We start from the raw sequence: 25,610 nt of genomic DNA, 5'->3' as shown, positions 1-25,610 counted from the left end.
CCACCCATCCTACGGTTTGAATTTGGAATTCGATGGACGCGTTTCCTGAAGCGGCGCTGGATGAAATTGCTCGCACCGTCGGCGCAGCGCGGGTCGAAGCGTTCGCCGAGCTACCCTCGACCAGTCGCTACACCAAAGAGAACGCCGACGCGATTTCCGATATCATTCCCTACGTCGTCGCGGCACAGCGGCAGACCGCCGGACGCGGTCGGGGCGAAAACGCCTGGCATGCGACCGACGGAGCGCTCACCTTCACCGCCGTCTTCGATCAAGATCACTTGCCGATTCCGCTGTTGCGATGGCCGCAAGCGTCGCTGATGACGGCGGTCGCGGTAGCCGAAGCGCTGGAGTCGCTGCTGCCCGACGAAGCGATCTACGTGAAATGGCCCAACGACATCTACAGTCGCGGCCGCAAGTTGTGCGGCATCTTACTGGAACGAACCGAATCGCCTCGCCCGCTGTTGCATCTGGGGATTGGCGTGAACGTCAACAACTCGCTGGAAGGCGCCCCGGCCGAAGTTCGTGAGCGGGCGATTTCGCTGGTCGAGATCGGCGGCAGCGAGTTTTTCTTGCCGGATTTGCTGCTGGCGATCCTGCAGCGGATGCAGGCTAACTTCAAATTATGCGCTCCCGATCTAACGCCGCTGGCCGATCCATGGCGCAGTCGTTGTTTGCTCTTCGGACGCAAGGTGGAGATTCAAGCCGGCGAACAGACAATCGTGGGGATTTGCGGGGGAATCGACAACTCCGGCGCGCTGCTGGTCGATGCTCCAGGAGGAGTTCAGCGAATCGTGGCTGGCGTGGTGACGCGGTTCTAGAAATTCGCAAAAATCTCGCGCAAAATAGATACGCCTCTTATTGCTAGAGCTTTAACCGCTTTAGCGCTACTCACGCCTCCACCACGCCCGTCCCTCGACTGAAAGGCCCGCACGATGCTGTGTCGTTGTCTCACCGCAGGTTCTCTGCTCTTGCTCGCTTTGCCGCTGCTCGCTCACGGCGAAGAAGAATTGAAGTTCAAGAAGACTCAGATCGAAACCAAGTTCCGTAGCGAAGGTTGCGCCGTCGGCGACTTCAATCGGGACGGGCTGATGGACGTCTCGGCCGGCAGCGTCTGGTACGAATCGCCCGATTGGAAGATGCACCTGATCCGCGTCAAGGCGGACGAGTACGATCCGAAAGGTTACAGCGACTCGTTCTGCAACTTCGCCCAAGACGTCAATCACGATGGCTGGACTGACGTGTTGGTGGTCGACTTCCCCGGCAAGCAGACCTGGTGGTTCGAGAACCCCGGCAAAGAAGAAAAGACGTGGGTCCGCCACGAGATGGTCCCGGTGACCAACAACGAAAGCCCCGACATGCGGGATATCACCGGCGACGGCATAAAGGAGCTGCTGTTTGCCTTTGATCCGGGGAAGAAGGTGGGCTATGCCGCGCCGGCCGAAGATCCCAGCGCTCCGTGGATCATCACCGCCGTCTCGGAAGAAAACGCCCCTGGTACCGATCGTTACTCGCACGGCATTGGCGCCGGCGACGTCAACAACGACGGCCGGACCGACATCCTGGTGACCGCCGGCTGGTGGGAAGCGCCGGAAGATCGCAGCCAGACTCCGTGGAAATTCCACCCGGCCAACTTTGGCGAAAAGTGCGCCCACATGTACGTCTACGACTTTGACGGCGATGGGGACAACGACGTGATCAGCAGCAGCGCCCACGACTTTGGCGTCTGGTGGTACGAGCAAACGCCGGAAGGGTTCCAGCGTCACATCATCGACAAGACGTTCTCGCAGACCCACTCATCGCACCTGGTCGACATGAACGGCGACGGTCTGCCCGACTACGTCACCGGCAAGCGTCACTGGGCGCACGGCGGTCGTGATCCCGGCGGCAACGAAGCGGCGGTGATGTGCTGGTACGAGCTGTCGCGGAAAGATGGCAAGGCGGTCTGGACGCCGCACGTCTTCGACGACAACAGCGGCGTCGGTACCCAGTTTGAAGTCGCCGACATGAACGGCGACGGCTTGCTCGACGTGGTGACGTCAAACAAGCAGGGGGTCTTTGTGTTTGAGCAAGTGCGGGAGAAGTAGGAGCGTTTGCGCTGGTGCCATGCTCTTCTCGCGTCTTCGCGAGAAGAGCATGTCTTGGTCCTGGCAGAACGCATTGAAGACATGCTCTTCCGTCGAAGACGCCGTAAGAGCATACCACCAAAGGGCGTGCTACAGCATGTAGCAGTAGTGGTACAGAAAAACCCCGGCAGCCATCGCAACGTTCAGCGAGTCGCTGCCGCGCTCCATCGGGATCGTCACCCGGCGGTCGGCGATCTCTAATACGTCGGCATCCAGGCCAAACCCTTCATTGCCAAACAGCAAGGCGGCGCGTGGATCACGCACCGTCTCTTTTTTTAGCGGCGTCGCCGTCTCGTCTAGTGCCGTGGCGATCAGTTGAAAGCCAAGCGACTTGGCGTTTTCTAGCTGCTCCAGCAGATCGGTCGCGACAACGATCGGGATCTTGAAGGCATGCCCCGTCGAAACGCGCAGCGCCCGGCGCGAAAACGGATCGCCGCACCGATCGTCGACCAACAGCGCATCGGCGCCAAACGCGCTGCTGGCGCGGATCAAGCTGCCTAAATTCTCGGGATCGACCACCTGGGCCGCGACCGACAACGTCAGCCGCTCTTGATCGGGCCAAGCGACTTGCCGCAAGTCGGTAAGATCAGGGCGACGCCCGCAGGCCATCACGCCGCGATGAAAGTTAAAGCCGACGAGCTTTTGCAGTTGCGGACGCGGCAGACAGAAGATCGGCGTCGCTTCGCGTCCTGGCGGTAAGTCAGGAACTTTGGCCGGATTGTCGACCAGGATCGACTCCACCGCCAACGTGCTGGCCAACAGCCGCTCGACCAGAAAGCGACTTTCGGCGATCAAGATTCCGGCGTCAGGATGACCGCGCTTGCCGGTCAAGTCGCCATAAGGGGCGAGCCGCGGATCGTGGATCGTTTCTAAATGCTCGACGTTCATCCGCCTATTACAGCCGATGCAAGGCGAGCTTGGCAACGGCCCAGTCGCGTGCGACAAGTCGCGGCCAATTTGCTTCGAAAAAAAGAGGGAGAACAAGATGAGTCCTGTTCTCCCTCTTCCGCCTGTTGAGTCCGTCCGCGGCAAGTCTTGGTCGCTAAGCGTTCATGCTGTGCGACTGGCGTTCAACACGCGCTTAGTTGCAGCCACCGATGGTGCAGCCGCCGGTGTAGCAGCCGCCGGTGTAGCAGCCACCAGTCGTGCAGCCACCAGTCGTGCAGCCACCAGTCGTGCAAGCGCCGGTCGAGCAGCTACCAGTGCTGCAGCCGCCGCGATAGCAGCTGCTGCGGTAACGACGACCGCAGTGACGCGCACCGCTGTGGCAACGATGACGGCCGAACAGGGCGACGTCCGACGAGCTGGACGAACCAGCCATCACCGTGGGAAGCGTCAAAGCGACGATCATCGCGATGGTGGCGGCGACGACGCCGAAAACTCGAACAGCGTGCTGAAGGGACTTAGCCAACTTCATTCCAAAATCCTCCGTGTGCATGGGGTAAATAGAAAGCAATTGCCGGTTACGAAGCCAAGGGCAGGCCGGCGAAGTTTATTGTTGCATGCGCGCCAACCGCTGTGGATGCCCCACAATCAGCCTGCAAGTCTCTAGAACTCCATAGATTGCCTGCACTGCCAGCGAATCATGGCAAAGTGCGATTCTGCTTTCAATTGGCACGCTGGTTGCTTGATGGTGAGGTGTCGCTCGGATTCACCGAGTTTCCTTAGCCCCCCAGCGATTCTTCTTTTTCCAATGATGGAGCGAAGCCATGAAGAGCGCCGTATTTAACGAATTGCCGCATTTATCTTCCACCGAAATCGCGCTGCGTTGTCAGGCGATCCGTCGCAAATGGAGCGGCAACGAAATGGCGCAACGTCGTCGTGACGGCCAACGCCAGATGAAGGCGCTCGATCACCAGTTGCGTTACCGGATGGTCGCCGGGACGGATCGTTACGACGCGAAGGGCCCGCTCGACCTGGTTCGCTTGATTGCGGGCTAAAAAACGAGCAATCTTCAATTTGGGGAAAAGAAAATCCCCCGAATGCAGAATAAGATCAAGAAGGACTTACTCGTTCATCTTGATGAAGGAAAGCCGCCATGAGATGCATCGCGATTCAATCGTACGGACCACCAACGCGGCTCCAGATGATGGAGCAACCGCGGCCGGAGGTCGGCCCAAAGCAGCTCTTGATCAAAGTCAAAGCGGCCAGTGTGAATCCGATCGATTGGAAGTTGCGAAGCGGCATGGTGCGGTGGGTCGTGCCGCTGAAGTTTCCGGCGGTGCTCGGCTTTGATGTCGCCGGCGAAATTGAAGCGGTCGGCATGGATCTGGAAAGCCAATGGTCCATTGGCGAGCAGGTTTGTGCGTACGCGCCCCATCCGCCCGGCGGCGGCTATGCCGAGTTTATGGTGGTCGACGCCGAGCATGTCGTCCACCGGCCCGGGAATCTGTCGCTGATCGAAGGGGCGTCGATTCCCTTGGCGGCGTCGACTGCCTGGCAAGCGCTGTTCGACATCTGTTCGCTTCGCCCCGGCGACAACGTGCTCATCAACGGCGCCTCCGGCGGAGTCGGCGTCTTCGCCACGCAAATCGCCAAGATTCACCACGCCAAGGTGACGGCCGTCTGCAGTGGACGCAATGAAGGATTGGTTCGCGAGCTTGGCGCCGACGAAGTGATTAACTATCACGAAGTCGACTTCACGCAGCTCAACCGCAAATTTGACGTCATCTTCGACGCCGTCGGCAAAGCGTCGTACCGCGACTGCTGCAAGGTGCTCAGCCGCAATGGTCGGTTCGCGACCACGTTGCCTTCGGTAGAGACCGCCGCTTTCACGGTTCTCTCAAAATTGCAGCGCCGCCGCTGCGGCATGGTGCTCGCTTCATCGCGAAAGAAAGATCTGCAGGCGATCTACGGACTCGCCGGCGAAGGAAAACTCCGCACAATCATCGACGAAGTTTTCTCGCTCGACCGCGCGGCCGACGCGCATCGTAAGAGCGAAGATGGCCACGCGGTCGGTAAGATCGTGCTGCATGTGGCGGACTAGCCGAGCGGCGACCTAGCTGACTGTTGAAAAATGCCATCGTGGCATTTTCCAACCTCGCCAGGCTCAGAGCATAGCTCTTCGCGGTTCGCAAAATAACGACGTAAGTCGTTATTTTGCGAGCCGCGTCCGTGCGATCACGCAGTCCGTCGAGAAAATCAACGGACTGTTAGTCTTTGTCGCCGCGATCACGTTCTAGCGCCTCGATGTACCAGGTCCGCACGGCGTGCTCCTGCTTCCGAACGGCGATGACGTACTGGATCGCCCGATCGGCGAGTTCTTGAGCCAGCGACTCGGCTGGCTGTTCGTTCGGCTCGACAATCTCAGCGGCGGCTGCCGTCAGCACAAACTGATCGTCCAGAAACTCGGCCTCGGCGGAGAGCCGCTCGTCTTCCGCCTGCATGCTCTCGACGCGGGGTTGAAGCGACGGATCTTCGCGGCTGATCTGCTTGTAGATGATCTCGTGATCTTTCAGCTTGGGGGGCAGGGCGGCGTGCACCGCGGCGCAACCCTTCTTGGCGGACTTACACCACTCGGGCAGTTCGCCTGGCACGATTGGGGTCTCTAGCTGGCTCTCAAAGTCTTCGAGCGCCTGATGCAATTCAGATTTTGTTTCCGCCGTATTCATCGTCAAGGTCCTCATTCTCCAGGGTTGTTTCCGCCGGAAATCGCAAACCGCGGGCCAAATCGTCCTCTTCGGCGCCCAACTTGCAACGCTATTGATCGCGGAAACGGTAATCTTTTTTTGCATTCTTCGTTCCTTGGTGCGAAAGGAAAAGAAAAATGACGCTAGAGACGAACCTCAGCGATAATCGCCCGCTGGTCCTGGTCACTGGCGGGGCCGGTTTGATCGGCCGCCGGTTGCTACGAAATCTAACTGCCTGTTGAAAAATGCCATCGTGGCATTTTTCAACTTCGCGATCCAGCAGCCCGTTGAGAAAATCAACGGACTGATATGCGTTTGTACCAATGGCGGCTGATCGACGACGTGTGGGATCCCGCATTCGGCGAGCAAAGCCGCAAGGTGCTCGACTCGGACGTCGCCAAGACAATGCATCTGTGGATCGGCGTTCCAGACGCGATCCTGGGGGCGATCGCGTATTTGGGGAACGCGATCTTCGGCTTGGCCGGATCGACGCGCAGGTGGTAGTACCGCCCTTGGCTCGTCATTCTGTTTGGGATCGACGTGATTCCGTTGGGCTTGGTCAGTGCGATCCTGGTGATCTGTCAAGCGACAATCGTTGGGAATTGGCGCTTTCTCTGCCTGGTTACGGCGAATATTTCGCTGGTGCTCGTCTACATGGCGTTCGACGAGGTCTACGTCTCGCTGAAGTATCTCGTCTTAGTTTGGAAAAAGACGAAAAGTCGCAAAATCGTTTGGCGAGCTCTATGGGGCCTGCCAGAGACGGCCGCAGATGAGGCCGCGCTCGAAATGTTACGCGAGATTTCGGATCGAAAACCGACCGGCGACCCGTCCAATTTACCCGGAGGCAATCATGTGGGCCCGTGTTGTTGAATTTATGTTGTCTTGTTGGCTGGCGGCCAGTCCGTTTATATTTCACTATTCAGATAGCGCACGCGCACTTTGGTGGAATGATTTCCTGCCCGCCATCGGCGTTGGCGGCGCCTCGCTGTTATCCTATTGGCGACCAACGAGACATGCACATTTGTTTACGTTGGTCGTAGCAATCTGGCTAATTGGCTTTGGGCGTTTCGGATCGGTAGGGTCGCCGGGACCAGGGATGCAAAACGAGATTGTCGTAGGATTGCTTTTGCTGATGTTCGCGCTGGTTCCGAATCACGCCTCCGATCCCCCCCGGGTCTGGTACTCCGACGCGGCAGATTCCTTTTCACCAAGAGATTGAGTACCCGCACACGACCGACATCCCAAAGAACCAAAGGTTCTCACGACCCGAGTTTCCTACGAATTCGTCGCGCACCTTCCTTAAGGCTTCAACAACTACACGGGAACGACCCGACCCATGCGCACACCACTTTCGAAACGTGTTGACATTGATGTTCATAACATGGCCTATGCGGCGGAGCTGCTAGACGCCTACCGGGAGGATCCCCACAGCGTTCCGGATGACTGGCGCGAATTCTTCGAGCAGTTGCCGCAGGCCAATGGCGACATCGACGCCCTGGGAAGCCTGGCTCCGCCGATCACCACCTCCAGCATGTTCAACCCGACCGGCGCTGCGGTCGAAGTTAACGGCAGCAAGAACGGAGCGCAAGCCGCCGCCGGACCAGGGGGCGACGCGCTGCTGCAGCATTGCGTCGACCGAATGATCACCGGTTTCCGCGCGTACGGTCACTTGCACTCGCGGCTTGATCCACTGGGGCTGACCACCACGCCGGCGCCTCCGCTGACGCCGGACCAGTTCGACATCAAAGATAGTGATCTTGATCGCTACATCTACGTCGACCGCGACGGCGAGTTGAGCCAGACCACCATTCGCGAGTGCTTTGAACGTCTGCAGCGGGTCTACTGCGGCGACGTCGGCATTCAGCTGCAGCACATCGACGACCATGTCGTTCGTCGGTGGCTGATCGAGCAGGTCGAAGGGGATCATCGTAACACGGCGCTTGATCGCGACACGCAGCGGCGTATTTTGCAGAAGCTGACCGAAGCGATGGTCTTCGAGGAGTTCGTCCGCAAAAAGTACCTCGGCGCCAAGACCTTCTCGCTGGAAGGTTCCGAGACTCTGATTCCGCTGCTCGACCTGGCGATCCATGGTTTTGCCGAGCAAGGGGTCCGCGAGCTGGTGTTGGCGATGCCGCACCGCGGTCGCTTGAGCGTGCTGGCCAATGTGATCCGTCAGCCTCCCCGCGAAATCTTCTCGCAGTTTGAAGACGCCGATCCGCAGCGGCACATCGGCGGCGGCGACGTGAAGTATCACATGGGCGCCAGCGGCGATTACATCGCGGCTTCGGGCCAAAAGGTGCACGTCTCGCTCTGCTTTAACCCCAGCCACTTGGAATATGTCGATCCGGTCGCGCTTGGCCGTATGCGGGCCAAGCAAGATCGCCGCGACGACAAAGAACGCCAATTGGGCGCCGTCGTGCTGATCCATGGCGACGCCGCCTTCGCCGGCGAAGGGGTCGTGCAGGAAACGTTGAATCTCAGCCAGTTGGAAGGTTACTGCACCGGCGGTACGTTGCACGTGATCGTCAATAACCAGCTTGGCTTTACGACGCAGCCGCTTGACTCGCGGTCGACGATCTACGCGACCGACGTTGCGCGGATGCTGCAGTCGCCGATCTTCCACGTCAACGGGGAGAACCCGGCCGCGGTGTCGCAGGTCGTTTCGCTGGCGCTGGAGTTCCGCCGGACGCATCAGCGGGATGTCGTGATCGACATGTACTGCTTCCGCCGCTTCGGTCACAACGAAACGGACGAACCGAGCTTCACCCAGCCGCTGCTGTACCAGGCGATCGAGCATCACCGCTCGATTCGCGATCGCTTCCTCGACAACCTGGTCGAACTGGGGCAGTTTGAAGTGCAGGAAGCGGACGAGATGCTGACCCGCCATCACGACTTCCTGCAGACCGAATACGAAATCGGCAAGGATCTGGTCGTTGGTCCTCCCAAGCCGCAAAACGCCTGGGAAGGTTACCTGGGCGGACCGCAACCGCCGATCGGCGAAGACGATCCCGATACCGGCGTCCCCGGCGACAAGCTGTCGAAGATCCTGGTCAAGCTGACCGAGATTCCGAAAGGCTTTCACCTGCACCGCAAGCTGACGCGTCAGATGGAAGCTCGCCGCGACATGGCGGCCGGCAAGCGTTCGCTCGATTGGGCGTCGGCCGAAGCGCTCGCTTTCGCTAGCCTGGCGATGGCCGGGCGTCGCGTTCGATTGTCAGGCCAAGACGCCCAACGTGGTACGTTCAGCCAACGCCATGGCGTGCTGCATGACGTCGTCACTGGCCGAACGCACAACATCTTCTCGAAGTTGACGGCCGATCAGGCCCCTGTCGAGCTGGTCAACAGCCCGCTCAGCGAAGCCGGCGTGCTGGGCTTTGACTACGGCTATAGCCTGGACTTCCCAGAAGCGCTGGTCGCCTGGGAAGCGCAGTTCGGCGACTTTGGCAACTGTGCTCAAGTAATCGTCGACGAGTTCATTTCGGGCGCTGAAGACAAATGGGATCGCCTTAGCGGCATCGTGATGCTGTTGCCGCACGGCTACGAAGGGCAGGGCCCGGAACACTCCAGCGGCCGTCTGGAACGCTTCCTGGCGATTGGCGCCGAGGACAACATCCAGGTCGCCTACCCGTCGACGCCGGCCCAGTACTTCCACTTGCTGCGTCGTCAATCGCTACGCAAGTGGCGGAAGCCGTTGGTGATCTTTACGCCGAAGAGCCTGTTGCGGCATCCGTCGGCGGTCTCGACGTTGTCCGATCTGTCGGATGGCGAATTCAAGAACATCCTGCCCGACTTGACGGTCGATCCGAGCAATGTGCGGCGCATCATGCTCTGCTCGGGCAAGCTCTATTACGAACTCGACTCCTATCGCCACGATCATGGCATCGACGACATCGCGATCCTTCGGATCGAGATGTTGCACCCGCTTCGCGATGGCGAAGTGGTCGAAGCGCTGAGCGACTACCCCAGCGACTGCCGCGTCACGTGGGTTCAGGAAGAGCCGATCAACATGGGCGCCTGGCCACACTGGGCGACTCGCTTCTCGGGGCACCGCGTCGGCGAACACGAGTTGCATGTGGTTGGACGTCCCCGTTCGGCCAGCCCGGCCACCGGCTCCAAGAGCGCCCACTTGTGGGAACAGGCGGACTTGCTGGAGCGAGCCTTCGCCGACTAACCGCCGCTGCGATTCAACTAGTACACTCACCTATTAGCCAACTTGTTTACTGTAGAAACCAATGAGCATTGAACTCAAAGTGCCCGATCCGGGCGAGTCGATCCAAGAGGTTCAGATCGGCCGCTGGCTGAAAAACGAAGGGGATGCGGTCAAGGAGGACGAGTTCCTGGTCGAACTCGAGACTGACAAAGCTTCGATGGAAATGCCGGCGCCTGCCCAGGGCGTGTTGAAAGAGATCTTCAAACGGGAAGGGGATCTGGTCACCGTCGGTGAAGTGATCGGCATCCTGGATGACGGCGCCTCGGCCCCGGCCGAAAAGCCCGCCGCCAAGTCGGCCCCGGCCGAAGAGAAAAAGCCGGAGCCCGCTCCGGAGCCGCAACCGGCCGCGGCCTCTTCCGCTCCTTCGCCGCGCGGCAATCGCCCGAAGATCATCTCGTCTTCGTCCAGCCCGGCCAAGGCCGAGCCGAGCAGCAATGGCGAATCGGAAGCCGCAAAGCCGAAACCGGCGCCGCCCGAGCCGAAGAAGTCGGCCCCAGTTCCCGCGCCTGCGAAAACGCAGCAAGTCGCTTCGGCCGCCGACTCGATCTCGGCGCCGCAGGCGGGCGAAAAGATCGTGCCGATGCCGCTGATCCGCCGTCGCATCGCCGAAACGCTCAAAGGCGCCCAGCAAAACGCCGCCCTGCTGACGACCGTCAACCAGGTCGACATGTCGAACGTCATGGCCCTGCGCAAGAAGTATGGCGAGTGGTTCCTGAATCAATGGGGCGTCAAGCTCGGCTTCATGTCGTTCTTCGTCAAAGCGACGATCGACGCTCTGAAGCAACAGCCGGCCCTCAACGCCGAGATCCGTGACGGCGACAAGATCGTCTACCGCGACTTCTATCACATCGGCGTCGCGATCGGCAGCAAGAAGGGCCTGGTCGTGCCGGTGCTGCGGAACGCCGAACGGATGCGTTTCGCCGAGATCGAACTGGCGATCGCCGACTTCGCCGCTCGCGCCAACGAGAACCGTTTGAGCGCGGCCGAACTGTCGGGCGGCACCTTCACGATCAGTAACGGCGGCGTCTACGGCTCGCTGCTGTCGACTCCGATCGTCAACCCTCCCCAAAGCGGCGTGCTCGGCATGCACTCAATCGAACAACGCCCGGTCGCCCGCAACGGCGAAGTCGTCATCCGCCCGATGATGTACCTGGCGCTGACCTACGATCACTGCATGGTTGACGGCCGCGAAGCGGTTCTCTTCCTGAAGCGGATCTGCGACGCCATCGAAGAACCGGCCCGCATGCTGCTGGAGGCGTAAACCAGCGGCGGACAACGCGAAATCAAAAACGGCAGCGACGCCCCGGCGTCGCTGCCGTTTTTTCGCAATAGCAGGCGTACAATTTGTTGCGGCCGTTCCGTCATGTTTTCTAGAGCGTTTTTCTGATAGCTGTAGCGTTTCTGGCGCCGGTGAGGCAAGCTGGTCAAGGCGACCGAAGCAGGCGAATCCTCAAGATTCGTCGATGCAGGTCAACGCCGACCAGCGCGGCCGCAACCAGCCAGAACGATACAGATGGAGGAAAACCGCTCTAGACAGGAGTCCGCCCGATGATCCAACGACTAGCTTTACCGCTGCTCGCCATCTTCCTCTGGGCTAGCGTCGCCCAGGCACAGAGCCCGTTCTACTCGAGCCGTAATTCCAGCTACGCCGCTTCCCGGTCACAGCTCAGCTACAACGGCTTTCGCTACTACAAGAGCGGCAGCGGGATGACCTACAACTCGACCAGCGGCTATAGCGGACCTGACTACTACAATTTCTACTTGTACAACGGGCCGCGGAATTTCCGTTCCAGCAACTTCTATCGCGGGCCGAACCCGGCCTATGACTATCGTCCCGGGGCATTCAGCCGGTCGAGCGTCTTTGGCGGCGCCCCGTCATTCGGCCGTTGATTCCTCCGTTGGCGACGACCAATCTCCTGTTTGCGGCAGGAATCGGAAGAATTTTTGACCACCTGACCAGCTCGTTTTCGCTTTTCTAGATAGCAGGCGGATTTGGGGGCTGATGACGCGATCCGCCGCCGCCATGAATCTTGGGGGAGATTGGGGAGGCCATTGGCGCCGAGCGGGCAGGAATTTCCCTCCGGACGACTTCCCGTGGTCGATGAAGAGCCCCAGCCCGGCCATTTGTCGAACAGTTCACGCTGGAAATCGACCACGGAAGTCGCCGGTTAACCTGACAGAGTGAATAATGAACCCGACCAGCGGAGGCGATCGCGTGGCGCCGCGCTTGTCGTTGCAGGGTGGAAAAACGGAGAGGCTTGATGGAATCAGGGGCGCTTCATACTGCGGTGATCCCATTGGGGATCGTGGCGTTCGGCATTGTCTGGAATGCCGGTTGCTATCGGATCGCCGGCAATTGGGCGGCCAAAAGCGACGCCAGGCCCGAGCCAGCGGATCGTCTGCGGATTTGTGGTTGGATTATTTATGGGATGTCGCTGGTTGCGGCGGCCGTCGTTTTTCTTTTTAAGCTGTCCTAGCAAATAGTTCGCAGGAGATCTGGCGTCGTGGCGATCAGCATGATCGCGTTGCTACCAGCTAATTCGCGTAAGCAGGTAGAACGATCAGGCGTCCCGTACGGCGGCGACGGCCGCCGCCACTTGCTGTTCCAGCTTGGCTGTGGCGTCGATCGCGTGGCTAACAGTCCGTTGATTTTCTCGACGGACTGCGTGATCGCACGGATGCGATCCCAAAATAACGACGTAAGTCGTTATTTTGCGAGCCGCGAAGAGCTATGCTCTGAGCCTGGCGAGGTTGGAAAATGCCACGATGGCATTTTCCAACAGGCAGTTAACGACGCTAGGCGGGTCAGGCTCTTCGCGATCTCTTTGGGCGGCTAAGACTTCCAGATTCGCTTCCGAAAGCGAGGCGCCTTCCGCGGCTCGGCGTACGATCCGCTGCTGGGCGGTTTCCTCGGGACATTGGCAGACGAGCGCCGCCGCGTTCGCCTGGTGCTGGTGAGCCAGCTGAACCACACGACGGCGCTGGTCGGCGGACAAGAATGTGCCGTCGACTATCACCGATTGCCCCTGCGGTAGTCGCTCGGCTGCGGCGGCGAAGAGGTGATCGTAGACCAGCTCTCGATTGGCGGGCTGATAGATCGCTTGGCCGTAGCCAGTTTTCGAATCACTGGCGCCGAATAGCTCGTGACGGATGGCGTCGGTCTGCAGATGGTCGATCGCGTACGTCTCGGCCAATTGCTCGGCGATCGACATCTCCTGGGCGGTCAAGCTGACCGGCCCAGGCAGTGAGGTCTCCGCCGCGGAAAGCGGCGAGCAGACGTTTCCGCAAAGCAGCGCGACAAACAGGGGAGCAGCAACGATTGCCCGCGTCATTGGTGGCTCCATGGCGAATCGACTTCAGCGGATCTAGCAAACACGGCGCCTTACTTCTTCGCGGCGGAGCGGACTTTCGGCTTGGTCGTGTGGGCGATTTTCGGACGCGCGACCTTGGCGTTCGGCTCGCGGAAGACGTACGGCTCCCACGCCTTTTTCACCTCTTTCCACTCTTCCAGCGTCCGCGTCGGATACCAGCCCGGCAGGCCGGTCTTACGGAAGTCGTACTGGTCGCCATGATTGTAGGCCCACTCGCCGACAGTCGGCGCCGGGCACGATTCGGGGAAGACGCCCAGGGCGCGAAACTCGTCGGAGACCCCCTGGTCGTGGATCACCTCTTTCCGCCACTTGTCCAACTCGGCCAGCAGTTCCGCTTTCACGGTAGCGTAGGCGGGGTCATCGGCGACGTTGTGGACTTCGTGCGGATCCTTGGTCAGATCAAACATTTCGATCGGCGGCTTGCTGCCTGACATGAATGCCGCTTGCTCCGGCGTCAGCTTTCCTTCGAGGTTCAAGATGTTCATTTCGGCCAGCGGCGGATACGAACCTTCTTTGTAGAAGCTCAGCTGGCAATAGGCTCGCTCCGGCATCAGATTGAGGATCAGCTTGTGCTGCTGCGAGCGAATCGCCCGGATGGCGTCGTGCGTGTCGTCCATCTTGTCGCGAGCGGTGAAGACGTACTTCCGCTCTTTCACATCGTCGCTAAACAGGCTCTTGCCATGCAGCGGAACCGGGGGTTTGACGCCGGCCGCTTCTAGCACGGTGGCGCAGATGTCGATGGAGTAGACCAGGTCGCTGTTGACCTGGCCCGGATCGACTTGACCAGGCCAACGCAAGATCATCGGGATGCGAGTCCCTTCGTCATACAGGAACTGCTTGCCGCGGATGTGGCAACGGCCATGATCGCCGATGAAAAAGACGAGCGTGCTATCGGCCAGGCCTTCCTCTTCAAGACGTTTCAGAATCGCTCCCACTTCGCGATCGACCAGTTGCATCTGCTCCAGACCGTTGGCCCAGTCGCGGCGGATGAACGGGGTGTCGGCGTAGTAAAGCGGCAGCTCGACATCGGCCGGATCGATCGGGCGAACCGGATCGCGCTTCCAAGGTCGGTGCGTTCCGCCGAAAGTGATCCGCGCGAAGAACGGCTGGTCGGGCTTCCGCTCTTTCCAGTCTCTGCCCTGGAACAAGTCTTTCCGCGAATCAGGCAAAAAGTTGCAATCGGTCTTGTTGCTCATCAAGCAAGTGAAATAACCAGCGTCGGCCAACAAATGCGGGATCGGCCGAATCCCATACGGCAGCGGCTTCTTATCGTTGGTGCGGTGTTGCTGAGCGCCAATGTAGTTCTGGTGGAAGCCGGTCATCATCGCCGAGCGAGACGAAGAACAGACAGGGGCCGTCGTAAAGGCTCGCTCGTAGCGGATCCCTTGCGAAGCGAGTTTGTCGACGTGCGGCGTTTCGATCCCCTTGGTTCCATAGCACGAAAGATCGGGGCTCCAGTCTTCGATCGTGATCCACAGAATGTTGGGACGATCGTCAGCAGATAAAACGTTGGTCCAAGCCAACACAAGCAACACGATCAGCGAAAATCGGGGCATGGGATCTCTGGGCAATAAGGTAGGTGGATTGCGAGGTAGGCTTCGGCGCAACAGATGCGTCTGGCGAATATCCCTACACTACTGGAAAACGGGCGTCGTTTCAAAACTAGATCGCTGCTGCGCGTGAGCGAAGTGATGGGTTATTGGCGTCGGAAAACGAGCGGGAAAAGGTTTGTAAAGACTTATGGGATAGGTGGTTACGGGGTTTGCGGAATGGGGAAAATGCCTTGGAGTGCGAGGCGGTCGTGATCATGAGGTTTCCGGCTGGCGGCGGTTCGGCTGGGATAAATCGATCCCGTCTTGGTCCACCTCTTCCACGACGGCAGCGTCATCGAGCGCAAGACGAACTACGGCGACAAGTCGCTGGTCGCCAGCCCTCGTTTTCTTTCGGCCGACGCGCTAAACCAGATCGCCAGTTACCTTCAAGTCGTCAAACGGTTCATCCTCGCCGCCAGGGTTGGCGATGAACCCAAACGACGTTCGCCCGCCGGCGCCAATGCGGCTATTCCAGGAGGCTCCCTGGATCACGTAGGTGTCGCCAATGTGCGAGACGATCACCGCGTTCCAGATATTGGTGATCTCGCCGGCAAAGGTGAACTCCAGCGTCCACCCGTCCCAGGCGGTTGAGCCTTCGTTGCGGATCTCGATCTGCCCCTGAAAGCCGTTGGTCCAATCGTTGACGACCGTCAAGTTGGCGTCGCCCGCGGACGGCGGGTCTTCGGTGACGGCCGGCTGCACAACGACCGAAACCGCGGTGACGACGATTCCCGAATCGGTGATCGTCTCGAAAACGAAGCTGTCGTCGCCGGCGAACCTATCTGCCGGCAGATAGGTGAGCGTGCCGTCTTGATTGTCGATCACTTCTCCATGGGCCGGCTGCGTCAACGACTGCAGCGCGCCATCGCCAAGCGGAATTTCGATCGCCGTCTCGAACGGCGTAGAGACGGCGATGTCGGTCGTTGTCGCGGTATCGTCGTTGGTGATAGCGCCGGCGGCTTGCGAGTGGTCTTCTTCCAGCAGCGCGCCGGTCGGTTCCGACAGCGTTACCGTGAACTCTTCGTCCGGCTCGATCAGCAGGTCTCCCCAAATGCGGACGGTTAACGTCTGCGTTACTTCGCCGGCCGCAAAAGTGATCTGGCCGCTGGCCGCCTCAAAATCTTCACCAGCGGTCGCCGTTCCGCTGGTCGTCTGGTAGTTGACGGTGACCGCCGCGTTGCTCGGTTCGGAAAGCGAAATCGTGAAGGTCGCCAACGCAAATCCACTATTTCCTTCCTGCACCGTGGCGCCGCTGACGCCAACCGTCGGCGGCTCTTCGTTTGGTGGATCGACCTCGCCGTCGTCCTGTAGCAGCACCGGATCCTGGTAATACTGCTGCACCTTGGTGATCCACCAATAGTCGTCGGTGGGCTCGCTGCCGATACTGTCGGTACTGGCCCCAACTCCTGCGCCAAACAAGATCTGCCGCACCCCGGCCGCGCGGGCCGCCTCGATATGCGAACCCCATGTGATCGTGTTGCTGGCGATGGTCAAACCGGAGTCGCCGAAGTCATTGGTCGAAAAATAGGCGAGCCGATTGCCGCTGGCGGTGAAGCTGTCGCCGAAGAAGAAAGAGGGCGCCGAGTCTTCATAATGCTGGAACGTGTTATCGAGCGAGTCGAACTGCCCGTCGCTATCGTACGGGCTGGCGGCCTGGCTGTTGTTGATGTGCCCCACCGGGATCTGCCACAGAACCATCTCCTTTTCGGTAACGGTGGTCAGCGTCTTCACAACCAACAGATAGTTGTGCCAATGGTCGCTATTCCAGAACCACGTGCTGCTGGCCGGGTTGGCGGCCGCGCCTGCTTCGGCGCCAGCATCCAGACCATATTTGTCGAGCGAAATGAAGTCGGCGCCGTAGCTCAATACGCCTGCATCGATGTAGTACTCGGCGATCAACTCCGCTTCGCGGGCGATCGCGGCTCGCCCCGCTTCCATCCCCAGCGTATCGGTCAGGTGAACGATGCCGTTGAACGGGATCGGGTTTTCAATTCCGGGCGACGCCCACAGGTTGAACTGCCAGCCAAACTCGACGTTCGGCGCGTATTTGCCGATGGTGTAATTGATCGCGTGGATCAGCCCGGTGACGCTGTCGTCAAAATCGGGATCGACGCCGCGGGTCAGCACGCCGCTGCTGTAGATGGCGTTGGTCACGGCCGACAGTTCGCTGGCCGGGGCTCCGGCGTTCTGCATCAGGTAGCCGAGGAAGTCAGGCTCCAGAATCATTTGAACCAACTCATTCCCGGCGACGCTGTGGATCGTGTCGAGGGCGAATTTTAGATCCTGAAAATACGCCTCCATATAGGTTGTGCTGTTGATGTGCTGGGTGTCGATCTCGTAGCTTTCGCCGCTGTCCGGAATGTTGTAGTAGACGAACTGCGGAACCATTCCGAGCTTCATGCTTTCGCGAATATAACTGCCGACGCGATCGCCCCAGTTTCGCCACCCGTTGAAGGGGCCGCCAGGCAAATAGATGTACCGCGAGTCGACGTACTTGTTGGTCAACGGATCGCCGCTGTCGTAGTCTTGCCAGAACGCCAGATCGCCGACCGTATCTTCGCTGACCGAGCCGATCGAAACATAGTCCGGCAATCCCGGCAGCTCTCCCTCGGCGGTTCGTACGCGGATTCCCACGTAACGGACTTCGCCGCTCAGCGCATCGGTCAGCTTCAGCGACGCCCGACCGGCAGTCAGGCCGGTGATTCGCAGCACGCCGTCGCCGACAATCTCGGCGGCGATGACGGCGGCGTTGTTTGTCGCCACAGTGAAACTGGCCGCCTGGCTGTCGACGACGGAGAGGTCAAACTCCGACGTTCCTTGGTCGATGGTGATCTGCAGCGCTTCGCCATTGGCATCGGCGCCTTCAATGTGAATTGAGCCGGTTCCGATAACGCCGCCGCCGTCGTTTCCACCACCGCCATCGGTGGGCGGAGAAGTCACGCCATTGGCCAGAAACGAAAAGTTGGTCGGCGTCGAGCCAGCGCCGGTGGCGACAAACCCGATCGCCAGCGACTGGCCGGCATCGAGCTTTGCGTCCCAACTGGGAGCGGTAATCCGGTAGCGGCCTCCACCCAGGTTCTCGACTTGAGCGTTCCAGAGATTGTTGATCGACCCGTCGTAATCAAACTCCAACTGCCAGTCGGCATAGGAGGTCGACTCGTCGTTGATCACCACCAGCTCGGCCTGATGCCCGGAGTTCCAACTGTTGGTGATCTCGAAGTCAATGTTCGGTGCGTCCGCCAAGATGTTGGCGGCCAACAGCACCCGCGGCTCGACCGACTCTAGCTGCAGCGTGCGGCGAGGATGTCGTTTCTGGGGAGCGGCAACCTGGAAGAAGAGACGATTTGCGAAGCGCGCAAGGTGTTCGTACATCGGGAGGAAGTTCCAGACTCTGTATGGACAGGCGCCCCTGAAAGCCTTCCTGGGTTCCCTATGTTAAGAGTGACGAGAGGTGCGTCAATGGGTTTAGCCGTAAGAGGGAGGGCTTTTCTGGCGGCGCCGCACTTCCGGAGACTCTCGGGGAGAAGGGGATCCTCTCCGTTGATTTGGGGGGGGGTTGTGCGCTTTTCGTGAATCGTTAGGATAGGAATCACTTGCTACTGAGATTGATTCTCGCTGTCGATTCTTTGCATCGCAGCGTTTGCTTTGCCAGATCTACCTCCAGCCATGGTGGATGGATTAATCTCGGTTCCATCCCGCCTTTGGACCCCTGGATTGTTCCGGCTATGCACGCAGCTACCCCAAAACTTCGCGTACAAAACTCCATTCGACCGGCCCCAGCGGGATTCACGTTGGTTGAATTGTTAGTCGTCATCGCCATCATCGGCGTCTTGATTGCGCTGTTGCTGCCTGCCGTGCAGCAGGCCCAGCTCGCGCGGTACCAATCCGACTTGGAAGGGCGTCCGAGCGGCTCAGATCACCGACGGCTTCAGCAACACGATTTCGTTTTACGAACGAGCCGGCGCCCCGCACCGCTACGTCAAACATCAGGTCGTCGGAACCGATTCGCTATCGTGGCCTGGTAACCAAGGGGATAAGATGACCGCCTATCATGCGGACAACCTGGACGCCAGCACGTCGAGTCGGGCTTCGGGACGCGGCGTGAACGGCGATCCTCTGACGCCCAACAACGATTCGCTCAGCGTCGACTGCTCGTCCCACACATCGGCCAACGAAGCGGCGATCGACGACTGCGGTTTCAAGTTCATTGGCCACACCAACGCCGGGCAGCCCTACAGTTTTCATAATGGCGTCGTCGGCATCGCCCTGTGCGACGGTTCGTCCCGATTTATCAGTACCGACATCGAACTGAACACCTTCCTCAACTTGCTGTTGCGAGACGATGGCGAAGTGCTGGAAGAGTCTTAGGATTACCTCGCCGCCGAGCCATTCGCTGGGCGGCCCTGTTTTTTGCAAAGGTTTCTCCGTTGGCGGAAGTAGAACTGCCCGAAAAATCAGCCGCCGCGACCAAGGCCAGCCGCGACAAAAAGCTGCGGGCCTACTGGATGCGGACCATGATCCAGTGGCATTGGATCAGCTCGGCGATCAGTCTGGTCGGGATGCTGCTGTTCGCCGTCACCGGAATCACGCTGAATCACCCCGCGGAGCTGACCGTCGAGCCAGAGGTGACATCGCTTTCGCTCGAGATTCCGACTGACCTGCAGCAGTCGCTGGCGAAACTAGAGATCGACGGCGACGCGCCGCTGCCAGCCGATCTGTCGCGTTGGTTGGGGGGGCAGATCGGCAAGTCGATTGGCTCGCGAACCGCCGAGTGGTCGGAAGAAGAAATCTATCTGTCGATGCAGGGGCCTGGCTCTGACGCCTGGCTGGCGATCGATCGCGAAAGTGGGCAGATCGAGTACGAACGGACCGATCGGGGCTGGATCTCGTACTTCAATGACTTGCACAAAGGTCGCAACACCGGCGCCGCGTGGCGGTGGTTTATTGACGTGTTTGCGGTCGCGACGCTGATCTTCTGCATCACCGGTTTGATGCTGCTTTATTTTCATGCTCGTCATCGCCGGATGACCTGGCCGCTGGTGACGCTCGGCCTGATTCTGCCGTTGCTGTTGGCGATGCTGTTCATTCACTAACCAGGTTCCCGTTGTTCGTAAAGGAGCGAAACGTCGATGCCCAAACAACTACCTTGGATGCTGCTTGCGTTGTGCCTGAGTGGGGCGGCCGTGAACGAGGCTGGTTCGGCCGAACTGGAGGTCGGCGTCGAGATCCCGCGACTGAAAGTCGCCGAGTATCATCGGCCCTACGTCGCCGTCTGGATCCAAGATGAAAACCGCAAGGTCGCCGCCAATTTGTCGGTCTGGTACCAGATGAAATCGCCCGGAGACGAAGTGGGCCACAAGTGGCTGCCTGATCTGCGACAATGGTGGCGGCGAACCGGGCGTTCCCTCGATCTGCCGGTCGACGGCGTCAGTGGCGCAACGCGACCGGTTGGCCAGCACGATCTGACGTTCTCTTCGACCGACGAGCGGCTCACCAAACTCAAGCCGGGTAAGTACACGCTGGTGGTCGAAGCGGCCCGCGAAGTCGGCGGACGCGAAATGGTCGAAATCCCATTCACCTGGCCGCTGAAAGAATCGTTTGAAGCCAAAGCCAACGGCGAGTCGGAACTGGGCGAGGTAACCCTCACCTTTCGGCCGTAACGCTCGCCCATTGCAATTTTCTCAACTGCTTTCAATTTCCCCCGTAGGAGTTTCTCTATGTTTCGTCGCTTGATGCTGCCCCTCGCGCTGCTGGTTTGTCTGCCGCTGCCCGCCTTCGCGCACAAGGTTTGGTTGTTGCCGTCCCAAACGGTCCTCTCTGGCGCCGAACCGCTGGTGACGGTCGACGCGGCCGTTTCGAACGACCTGTTTTACTTCAACCATTTCCCGCTGCGTCTCGACAACCTGGTCGTGACCGCGCCGGATGGCTCGAAGGTCGAAGCCGAGAACCAGGCGACCTTGCGCTATCGCAGCGTGTTTGACGTGCCGCTGAAGCAAGAGGGAACCTATCGTATCGCGATCGCCAATCATGGCTTGTTTGGCAGCTGGGAAGAAAACGGCGAGCGTCGTCGTTGGCGAGGTACGCCCGAAACGTTTGCCAAGGAAGTCCCGACCGACGCCAAGAACCTGCAGGTCACCGAAAGCGTCGGCCGCGTTGAGACGTTCGTCACCAACGGCGCCCCGACCGAAAAGGTTTTTGAGGTAACCGGCAAAGGAATCGAACTGGTTCCGGTCACGCATCCCAACGATCTGTATGCCGGCGAGAAGGGAACGTTCCGCCTGTTGGTCGAAGGTAAGCCGATGCCCGGCCTGACGGTCGAAGTCATCCGTGGCGGCACCCGATATCGCGACGCCCAGGAAGACCTCCAACTGACGACCAACGAACAGGGCGAGTTTAGCGTCGAGTGGAAAGAGCCCGGCATGTACTGGATCGAAACGACGCACCAAGACGACAAGTCGCAAGTCTCGCAAGCGACCGGCCGCCGCCTCAGCTATGTGGCGACGTTGGAAGTGCTGCCCCAGTAGGCGTTTGGCGCATATTGAGCCCGGTTGGCCATCGCTGGTCATCCGGGCTTTTTTTATTCCGAAAGCGGCCCACGCTCTCTGTGACCGGCGTTCATTGCGACCATGGCGCACGATTCTTAGCGTCGTGACCTTCTGCGACGGCGCCCTTACCCCTGGCCGCATCCAAGCCTGAGTCCCAGAAGACCCGTCTCCGCAATACGAATGGGGCCAGAATGCCCATCTAGCGGCGAACTTGACTGGCTGTCGGTAGTAGCCCGAAATACGATGTCATTCGCTATGCGATCACGGCGATTGCGCCACGATGGGCAGTCTGCGATAATTCGGCAAGTGCGTCTTGGTGATTTTGCGACTTCCGTTTCGCGGCCAGGCGTTCGTTTGGCAGGGAGGGTTTCGGTATGTCGTCCGCTTCGATTCAACAGCACTTCTCCGATTTGACCGATCCGCAGGGGGCGATTATTGCCTGGCGATCAAAGGAAATCAGCGATACCTGCACCAGGCGATTCGCGATCACTTCGTCGCCGCGATGGAAGTCGACTTCAAGAAGCTGAAAGTTCATCGTCACGAGACACACGAGAAAGGGCATGGCCGCGAGGAGTCGCGCTACTATTATCTCTGCCCGATCGATGCGGATGATTTTCCGTACGCGAGCAAGTGGAAGAGCCTGAAGGCGATCGGCATGACGATTAACATCGTGAAGCAAAACGGCAAAGAGACGAGCGACGTGCGTTACTATATCCTGAGCAAGCATCTGCCCGGCAAACGTTTTGCGGCAGCGGTTCGCGGACACTGGGGCATTGAAAATTCGCTCCACTGGCAACTCGGCGTAACGTTCGGCGAAGACCAAAGCCGCATCCGAAAAGGGCACGCCGACCTTCAGCCTGCCAAGAAGAACGAGCCTGAGCCTGCTGAAGAACAACAAGACTGCCAAGGTAGGAATGAAGAACAAACGCCTAAAAGCGGGCAGGAATGACAAGTACCTGCTGGAAGTGCTGCTCGGGACGTGATTTATGGTGCGATCGCCGTGGCCGACATTTCATTCACACCGGTTAAAAGGACTTGCGACTACCAATCCGAAACTTGCTTGATTAACTGCCTGTTGAAAAATGCCATCGTGGCATTTTCCAACCTCGCCAGGCTCAGAGCGTAGCTCTTCGCGGCTCGCAAAATAACGACTTACGTCGCTATTTTGGGATCGCATCCATGCGATCACGCAGTCCGTCGAGAAAATCAACGGACTGCTTGGCCATGGCGCCCGACATTCCGCTATCCAGTCAGATTCGTCCTTCCCTCCTTCGACATTCGTCATTGCCGCCGCTCCCCTTTTTGTGCTTGCCCGATTGCCTCGATTTTTGGTATAAATATGTCCAGGCATGCCGTGGGTGAATTCCCACGAGTGAATTGCATGAATTTGCCTTTCACCGACCCCGTGGAGACGGGGAGTGATCTTGCCGCTGGGTGACTTTGCTCCTTCAGCTAGGAGTGGAGCGAAAGTAAGCCGAGCAGCGGAATCAGTCGCCTGCAAATTGCAGGTTGTTTACCGGCTGGGTCTTCGTTGCCTTGTTGCTTTGGCGACGTTTTTTGGGCGTTGTTTGTTGGAATGTATGCGCTGCTTTAGTCGGGTACGGCGGGCGAGGTTTTTCGCCGGTGATCGCCGGGCGGAACGGAAAGTTTGTGGCGATAACAAGTTGCGTCGATTTTCGCCGCAAGGCGATGCCGGCGGGCAGAAAAAAAAGTGTGCGGTCCAGTCCACTACGTTTGAAAAAAATGAATCGGTCCGGTCCAGTTCGCAGCCCCAAGGGATAGGGTGCGTCTGGACGCACCGAGAACCTGCCGTGTCGCCTAGCGATACCTTCGCGTGGCAACGCAATCGAGTTGGCGTTTGCGTTACCACGCGAGTGTTGGAAGCGCCGATGCGGCAGGTTGGTGGTGCATCTCGACGCACACTGCCGGAGAATAAACTCACAGCCTCAGTGGTCCGTTGGTTGGTGGGTCGGCGCGAATGGTGAGGCATCTTGTCGGTTCGTGACCCGCCCGGGGATGCCGTACGGGCCACCCTGGGTTTGAAAAAAACGAATTGGGTGGTCCACTTCTTGGCGGTGCGCGCGAAAAGGGGTCAGGTCGCGTTTTCGTGGTGGTGGTTGTTCGTGGTGGTGCGCTTGGTGGCGAAAACGAGATCAGACCCCGTTTCGCGAGTCGGGGCGGGTTTGTCCTTATTCGAGGTTGGTTATTTCCCAATGCTGGGCGAGGAGCACGGCTCCTAGAGCCGTGGCACGCGGGGGATAGGTTTCCTTAGACGTTCCGGCATTAGACGTTCGTCATTCACCCCTAACGGTGTGTTTCCCGGCTTCGCTTGTTTGTCGTGGGCGGGATGGGGACGATTGGGGCGTTTCGGGCGATTTAATGGGGCTTTTCAATTACGCAAAAAACGGATTAGGGAGAGCTTTTCTACGTAACAACTGATTGATGTGTCGCAGAAACTAGTTTAGGCTGTAGGTTTGGGAACGTTCCCTCTCCTGCCCAAAGATGCTCACCTCTTGCATTTCTTTCTCTACGATCCGGAGGATACCCGCCTCATGTCACAAGAGTCGAACGCCACACCCGCCGAACAAAACAACGACGCTTCGACGTCGCGGCGCAATTTTATTAAGACCGGCTCCTCGTTGTTGATCGCCGGGGGCGCTATGGCAGGTTCATTGCCGATGGCCCGTGCCGCTCATGTATTCGGTAGCGACGTGATCAAAATCGGTCTGGTTGGTTGCGGCGGTCGCGGTACCGGCGCTGCGACGCAGGCGATGAATACCGAAGGCCCGACCAAGCTGGTCGCGATGGGCGATGCGTTTGGCAATCGTCTGCAATCGTGCTTGCGCGGCGTCACGTCGCGTCACGCCGACAAGGTCGACGTTCCGCAAGATCGTCAGTTCGTCGGTTTCGACGCCTATAAGAAGGTGCTCGAGCAAGACATCGACCTGGTGATCCTGGCGACTCCGCCCGGCTTCCGCCCGCTGCACTTTGAAGCGGCCGTCAACGCCGACAAGCACGTCTTCATGGAAAAGCCGGTCGCGACCGACGCCCCGGGCATTCGCCGCGTGTTGGCCGCCAACGAAGTCGCCAAGCAGAAGAACTTGGCGGTCGCCGTCGGTCTGCAGCGTCACCATGAGCCGCGTTATGTCGAAACGATCAAGCGTTTGCATGACGGCGCGATCGGCGACATCATTTTCGCCCGGGCTTACTGGAACAGCGGCGGCGTCTGGATGAACGCTCGCGACTCGAAGCAAACCGAGTTGGAATACCAGATGCGCAACTGGTACTACTTCAACTGGCTCTGCGGAGATCATATCGTCGAGCAGCACATCCACAACCTGGACGTGATCAACTGGTTGATGCAAGGCTATCCGACGATGGCCGAAGGCATGGGCGGACGCGAAGTTCGCGTTGGCAAAGACAGCGGTCAGATCTTCGACCACCACATGATCGAGTTCACCTACGGCGATCAAGGTAACGCGACGAAGATGATGAGCTGCTGCCGTCACCAGAAGAACGTCTGGAGCAGCGTCTCGGAACATGCTCACGGCACCAAGGGCTACGCCGACATCAGCGGCGCCAAGATCTATAAGCCGAACGGCGAAGTCGCCTGGGCATATGGCAACGGCGGCGGCAACGGCCACCAGGAAGAGCACCACGACCTGTTTGCGGCGCTGCGTCGCGGCGAAATTCCGAACGAAGGCGAATATGGCGCCATGAGCACCATGACCGCGATCTTCGGCCGGATGGCGACCTACAGCGGCAAGAACCTGAGCTGGGACGAAGCGTTCAACTCGCAAGAGTCGCTGGCCGACGTCGACAAGCTGACGGCGCTAGAGAACGAAGCTCCGGTTCAGCCGAACGCCGACGGCAAGCCGACCCGCGTCGACGGTTCGCCGTACCCGACCCCGATTCCGGGCAAGACGGTCAAGGTCTAGTTCGGCGTCAGCCGCAACCAGTAAACATCGAAAAAAGGGGCCGTTCCTATCGGGACGCGCCCCTTTTTTACGTCATCGCTGGCAAGAAGTTACGATGAAGAGACTTCTCAATTTCGCCGGATGCGACTAGCTTACGAGATTACGCTTGGCTGGTGGGGCGATCTCCTGTCGGTCGCGTATCCCTGTTTCCCTGACGCACGAA

22 protein-coding genes and 2 pseudogenes are annotated in these 25,610 nt (G+C 59.3%); 17 read left to right on the top strand and 7 right to left on the bottom strand.

Going from position 1 to position 25,610, the window contains the following annotated elements; genetic code table 11:
• Positions 1-32: 32 nt before the first annotated feature.
• Both Enr8_RS25055 and Enr8_RS25050 read left to right on the top strand, forming a co-directional pair.
• Positions 33-818 carry a biotin--[acetyl-CoA-carboxylase] ligase gene (locus Enr8_RS25055; RefSeq protein ID WP_146437126.1) on the top strand — a complete coding sequence of 262 codons (786 nt, stop codon included), beginning with the start codon at positions 33-35 and terminating at the stop codon, positions 816-818.
• A gap of 114 nt (positions 819-932) precedes the next feature.
• Positions 933-2,084, top strand: coding sequence for an FG-GAP repeat domain-containing protein (locus Enr8_RS25050; protein WP_146437124.1), 1,152 nt, complete (start codon positions 933-935; stop codon positions 2,082-2,084).
• A gap of 129 nt (positions 2,085-2,213) precedes the next feature.
• Here Enr8_RS25050 and Enr8_RS25045 read toward each other — a convergent pair whose 3' ends face one another.
• Both Enr8_RS25045 and Enr8_RS25040 read right to left on the bottom strand, forming a co-directional pair.
• Positions 2,214-3,011, bottom strand: a complete 798-nt coding sequence (locus Enr8_RS25045; protein WP_146437123.1) for a TrmH family RNA methyltransferase — start codon at positions 3,009-3,011, stop codon at positions 2,214-2,216.
• A gap of 193 nt (positions 3,012-3,204) precedes the next feature.
• Positions 3,205-3,540 (bottom strand): hypothetical protein, encoded by a 336-nt coding sequence (locus Enr8_RS25040; protein ID WP_146437121.1) that lies wholly within the window; start codon positions 3,538-3,540, stop codon positions 3,205-3,207.
• 292 nt (positions 3,541-3,832) lie between these two features.
• On the opposite strand from Enr8_RS25040, the gene Enr8_RS25035 reads away from it, so the two are divergent.
• Positions 3,833-4,063 carry a hypothetical protein gene (locus tag Enr8_RS25035; RefSeq protein WP_146437119.1) on the top strand — a complete coding sequence of 77 codons (231 nt, stop codon included), beginning with the start codon at positions 3,833-3,835 and terminating at the stop codon, positions 4,061-4,063.
• A 98-nt stretch (positions 4,064-4,161) separates the two neighbouring features.
• Positions 4,162-5,109, top strand: coding sequence for an NAD(P)-dependent alcohol dehydrogenase (locus Enr8_RS25030; protein ID WP_146437116.1), 948 nt, complete (start codon positions 4,162-4,164; stop codon positions 5,107-5,109).
• 166 nt (positions 5,110-5,275) lie between these two features.
• Here Enr8_RS25030 and Enr8_RS25025 read toward each other — a convergent pair whose 3' ends face one another.
• Complete coding sequence (locus Enr8_RS25025; protein WP_146437114.1) at positions 5,276-5,734, bottom strand: hypothetical protein; 459 nt, start codon at positions 5,732-5,734, stop codon at positions 5,276-5,278.
• A 155-nt stretch (positions 5,735-5,889) separates the two neighbouring features.
• On the opposite strand from Enr8_RS25025, the gene Enr8_RS25020 reads away from it, so the two are divergent.
• From Enr8_RS25020 to Enr8_RS24995, 6 genes are all read left to right on the top strand, one after another.
• The gene (locus Enr8_RS25020; RefSeq protein WP_146437112.1) at positions 5,890-5,994 is read left to right on the top strand and encodes an NAD(P)-dependent oxidoreductase; all 105 of its coding nucleotides are present in this window, start codon (positions 5,890-5,892) and stop codon (positions 5,992-5,994) included.
• 67 nt (positions 5,995-6,061) lie between these two features.
• A complete protein-coding gene (locus Enr8_RS25885; protein ID WP_222434947.1) occupies positions 6,062-6,256 on the top strand; it encodes a hypothetical protein in 195 nt (64 codons plus the stop codon).
• A gap of 265 nt (positions 6,257-6,521) precedes the next feature.
• On the top strand, positions 6,522-6,971 hold the full coding sequence (locus Enr8_RS26725; protein WP_456236739.1) for an SPW repeat domain-containing protein: 450 nt from the start codon (positions 6,522-6,524) through the stop codon (positions 6,969-6,971).
• A 117-nt stretch (positions 6,972-7,088) separates the two neighbouring features.
• Positions 7,089-9,923 (top strand): 2-oxoglutarate dehydrogenase E1 component, encoded by a 2,835-nt coding sequence (locus Enr8_RS25005; RefSeq protein WP_246120257.1) that lies wholly within the window; start codon positions 7,089-7,091, stop codon positions 9,921-9,923.
• Between the two features lie 61 nt (positions 9,924-9,984).
• Entirely contained in the window at positions 9,985-11,223 is a 1,239-nt protein-coding gene (gene odhB, locus Enr8_RS25000; RefSeq protein ID WP_146437108.1) for a 2-oxoglutarate dehydrogenase complex dihydrolipoyllysine-residue succinyltransferase, read from the top strand.
• Positions 11,224-11,510: 287 nt separating this feature from the next.
• Positions 11,511-11,852, top strand: coding sequence for a hypothetical protein (locus Enr8_RS24995; protein WP_146437106.1), 342 nt, complete (start codon positions 11,511-11,513; stop codon positions 11,850-11,852).
• 839 nt (positions 11,853-12,691) lie between these two features.
• Here Enr8_RS24995 and Enr8_RS24990 read toward each other — a convergent pair.
• The 3 genes from Enr8_RS24990 to Enr8_RS24980 all read right to left on the bottom strand — a co-directional run bounded on the left by Enr8_RS24990 (position 12,692) and on the right by Enr8_RS24980 (position 18,297).
• On the bottom strand, positions 12,692-13,294 hold the full coding sequence (locus tag Enr8_RS24990) for an AAA family ATPase (protein WP_186767883.1): 603 nt from the start codon (positions 13,292-13,294) through the stop codon (positions 12,692-12,694).
• A 50-nt stretch (positions 13,295-13,344) separates the two neighbouring features.
• The gene (locus Enr8_RS24985) at positions 13,345-14,889 is read right to left on the bottom strand and encodes a sulfatase family protein (protein ID WP_146437101.1); all 1,545 of its coding nucleotides are present in this window, start codon (positions 14,887-14,889) and stop codon (positions 13,345-13,347) included.
• Between the two features lie 399 nt (positions 14,890-15,288).
• The gene (locus Enr8_RS24980; RefSeq protein ID WP_146437099.1) at positions 15,289-18,297 is read right to left on the bottom strand and encodes a cellulose binding domain-containing protein; all 3,009 of its coding nucleotides are present in this window, start codon (positions 18,295-18,297) and stop codon (positions 15,289-15,291) included.
• 353 nt (positions 18,298-18,650) lie between these two features.
• On the opposite strand from Enr8_RS24980, the pseudogene Enr8_RS26690 reads away from it, so the two are divergent.
• The 6 genes and pseudogenes from Enr8_RS26690 to Enr8_RS24950 all read left to right on the top strand — a co-directional run.
• Positions 18,651-18,743 (top strand): annotated as a pseudogene (locus tag Enr8_RS26690) (prepilin-type N-terminal cleavage/methylation domain-containing protein); the annotation flags it as partial.
• A 16-nt stretch (positions 18,744-18,759) separates the two neighbouring features.
• Positions 18,760-19,293 carry a DUF1559 family PulG-like putative transporter gene (locus Enr8_RS24970; protein ID WP_146437097.1) on the top strand — a complete coding sequence of 178 codons (534 nt, stop codon included), beginning with the start codon at positions 18,760-18,762 and terminating at the stop codon, positions 19,291-19,293.
• 122 nt (positions 19,294-19,415) lie between these two features.
• Positions 19,416-20,018 (top strand): PepSY-associated TM helix domain-containing protein, encoded by a 603-nt coding sequence (locus Enr8_RS24965; protein ID WP_390620217.1) that lies wholly within the window; start codon positions 19,416-19,418, stop codon positions 20,016-20,018.
• Positions 20,019-20,054: 36 nt separating this feature from the next.
• Positions 20,055-20,585, top strand: a complete 531-nt coding sequence (locus tag Enr8_RS24960; protein ID WP_146437095.1) for a DUF2271 domain-containing protein — start codon at positions 20,055-20,057, stop codon at positions 20,583-20,585.
• 57 nt (positions 20,586-20,642) lie between these two features.
• The gene (locus Enr8_RS24955) at positions 20,643-21,449 is read left to right on the top strand and encodes a DUF4198 domain-containing protein (RefSeq protein ID WP_146437092.1); all 807 of its coding nucleotides are present in this window, start codon (positions 20,643-20,645) and stop codon (positions 21,447-21,449) included.
• A gap of 439 nt (positions 21,450-21,888) precedes the next feature.
• Positions 21,889-22,453: pseudogene (locus tag Enr8_RS24950) on the top strand (ISAs1 family transposase); the annotation flags it as partial.
• Positions 22,454-22,957: 504 nt separating this feature from the next.
• Here Enr8_RS24950 and Enr8_RS24945 read toward each other — a convergent pair.
• On the bottom strand, positions 22,958-23,269 hold the full coding sequence (locus Enr8_RS24945; RefSeq protein ID WP_146437090.1) for a hypothetical protein: 312 nt from the start codon (positions 23,267-23,269) through the stop codon (positions 22,958-22,960).
• A 753-nt stretch (positions 23,270-24,022) separates the two neighbouring features.
• On the opposite strand from Enr8_RS24945, the gene Enr8_RS24940 reads away from it, so the two are divergent.
• Positions 24,023-25,408 (top strand): Gfo/Idh/MocA family protein, encoded by a 1,386-nt coding sequence (locus tag Enr8_RS24940; protein WP_146437088.1) that lies wholly within the window; start codon positions 24,023-24,025, stop codon positions 25,406-25,408.
• Positions 25,409-25,610: the final 202 nt, after the last annotated feature.

Origin of the sequence: Blastopirellula retiformator (genome assembly GCF_007859755.1) — a bacterium.
In the GTDB taxonomy this organism is placed as follows: domain Bacteria; phylum Planctomycetota; class Planctomycetia; order Pirellulales; family Pirellulaceae; genus Blastopirellula; species Blastopirellula retiformator.
The sequence above is the reverse complement of the archived record's forward strand: the minus strand, read 5'-3'. Positions and strand labels throughout refer to the sequence as shown.